Source organism: Ectobacillus sp. (assembly GCF_056992975.1).
This window is the reverse complement of the sequence record NZ_JBXKMX010000035.1, coordinates 1-2,749: the sequence shown is the minus strand read 5'-3', so window position 1 is coordinate 2,749 and position 2,749 is coordinate 1. Positions and strand designations below refer to the sequence as shown.

The 2,749-nt window shown below is 40.8% G+C and carries 2 protein-coding genes; one reads left to right on the top strand and one right to left on the bottom strand.

What is annotated here, in order from left to right; genetic code table 11:
- The coding region (locus AC11ZT_RS01385) for an ABC transporter ATP-binding protein (protein WP_484057889.1) at positions 1 to 1,354 on the top strand (1,354 nt) is incomplete at its 5' end.
- A 52-nt stretch (positions 1,355 to 1,406) separates the two neighbouring features.
- On the opposite strand, the gene AC11ZT_RS01380 is transcribed toward AC11ZT_RS01385, so the two are convergent.
- Positions 1,407 to 2,749, bottom strand: a 1,343-nt coding sequence (locus AC11ZT_RS01380; protein ID WP_484057888.1) for a glutamate synthase-related protein, incomplete at its 5' end; no start/stop codon positions are given.

Genomic DNA, 2,749 nt, shown 5'->3' with positions numbered 1-2,749 from the left:
TTTTGTTATTACCGGTTTGATGAATGTATGGTTAGATATTGCTACGATAGGAATTGCGATAGGAGTTATGTTTTCTTTAAACGGAAAGCTTACCTTTATTTCACTGCTCGTTTTACCGATTTTCATGGTATCTGTAAAGTATTTTTTTGCACGGCTACGTAAATTAACGCGAGCGCGCTCTCAAGCACTAGCAACGATGCAGGGGTATTTACATGAGCGAATTCAAGGAATTCAAGTTACTCGTAGTTTTGCTTTAGAAGAATATGAAAAAGAGCAGTTTGCAGGTAAGAATGGAGAATTTTTAAATAGAGCGTTGAAGCATACGAACTGGAATGCTAAGACGTTTGCTTCCGTTAATACGTTAACGGATTTAGGTCCACTTATCGTAATTGGATTTGCCGCTTATTTAGTCATTCATGGACAGCTTTCATTAGGATCGATGGTAGCCTTTGTAGGGTATATGGATAGCTTGTATAATCCGCTACGTAGACTTGTTAATTCATCAACGACACTGACTCAATCGCTTGCATCGATGGACCGGGTATTTGAGCTTTTTGATAAAACCTATGATGTGGAGAATAAACCAGATGCAAAGGTACGAAATAAGATGGAGGGGAAACTTTCCTTTGAAGATGTTTCATTTCGATATAATGAAAAAGATGCAGAAGTGTTACAACAAATCAATCTCACTATACAATCTGGTGAGAAGGTAGCGCTTGTTGGGTTAAGCGGTGGGGGAAAGTCATCGCTCGTCAGTTTAATTCCGCGTTTTTATGATGTAACGGACGGTGCTATTAAAATTGATGATATAGATGTAAGGGATTATGATTTAACTTGCTTACGAGGTCACATTGGCATTGTACTTCAGGATAATTTATTATTTAGTGATACGATTCGTTCCAATATTTTATATGGACGGCCAGAAGCTTCAGAGGAAGAAATTATTGAAGCAGCAAAAGCAGCACATGCGCATGAGTTCATTTTAGATCTTCCAAATGGATATGACACGATAGTTGGAGAACGTGGAATGAAGCTCTCAGGTGGACAGCGTCAGCGCATTGCTATTGCCCGTGTTTTCTTGAAAGATCCGTCTATGATTATTCTAGATGAAGCAACATCTGCTCTAGATTTAGAAAATGAAAAGTACATTCAAGAGTCACTTCAAACGCTAACAACAGATCGAACTACGATTATTATTGCGCACCGTCTGTCAACTATCACACATGTTGATAAAATTGTTTATATAGAAGACGGAGAAATTAAAGAAATGGGAACCCATGAAGAGTTGATGAACAAGCATGGATATTATTATAATTTATATCATATTCAAAATTTAGAATCGGTTTCTCCTTAAATAAAAATCCCCCTGCTACTTACTAGTAGCAGGGGGATTTTTAAATTCAGAATCATTCTGTAGATTCAGATGGATCTGCTTGTAGTTTCGTTGGAATAACCTCACGGAAGTGGCTTGCCACATCGTCTAACAAGGCAGAAACAACAGTTACTTCTTCGTATTGTTCATGCTCAGTTAATACACGAATATAATCAAGTAGCATTTCCGTAACGCCAGCTTTACCTTTTTCACTAAGAGGCTGCATCGTTACCTTTGCACCTTTTGCAATACGATTATGAAGGGCTTCGTCTGTTAATCCCATTTCTGGTTGGTGGCGAAGGTAGATAACGCCACCTGTCATCCCGGCACAAATCCATGGACCTGGATCTCCCATTACAAGACCGCGACCATTGGTCATATACTCAAATGCGAAGCCTTTAATATTGGCATGTACAGCAATGTTTCCATGTTCATGAGTTGGTAGTGGCTCATGTAGGCGTCCGCCTACGATGATATCGGCTCCAGAAAGACGAATTCCTGCACGGGCATCTGCATTTCCTTGTACGTAAAGGGATCCCTTTTGCGCACCGTAGCCAAAACCTTTCCCAACAGAGCCATTATAGAACTTACCGTCTTTGCCTCTTGCCTTCATAATGTAAATGCCACCGCCAAGAGCTGTTTTACCGACTCCGTCTTGACCACCGCCACTCACGTGAATGAAGATATTCTCGCTGTTATATGCACCTAATCCGTTACCTGGAATAGATCCATTATACTTTAATGTAATTGGTTCAAGGTTAGTTGTACCTGCTAATTTCGAGCGAACACGGTAGCATGATTCAAGACTTCCCATTACCCGTTGATCGACACCTACGGCTACGAGTTCCTTCGATTGAACAGCAAATGGCACTGCGTTTTCTTCTTTTACTTCTGCAACATTAGGCGTGTATTGTTCTACATCTACAGCCAACATATTGGATAAATCTAATTGTTGTAAGCCACGAGCTTGGACAAGCAAGTCTGAACGACCTACAATTTCTTGTAAATTCGTATAGCCCAATTGTCCAGTCAGACGTTTTAGTTCTTCGCCAAATGTAGAGAATAATTGCGTTAATCCCTCTACTGCAAGATCCATTTGTCTTGGTACGAAGCGACGAAGACCATGTTCTTTCGCTTGTGCTTCAGACTCGATTTGCGTTGCAATTCCGACGTGACATGTATCAAGATGACAACCACGGCAAGTTGTACAGCCGATTGAAATCATGGAAAGCGTACCAAAGCCGATACGGTTTGCACCTAGAAGAATAAGCTTTAATGCATCTGCCGCGCTCTTCATACCGCCGTCAGCCCAAATTTCTACTTTGTCACGCATTCCAGCTTCCAATAATGCATGATGTGCTGCCTTTACGCCGATTT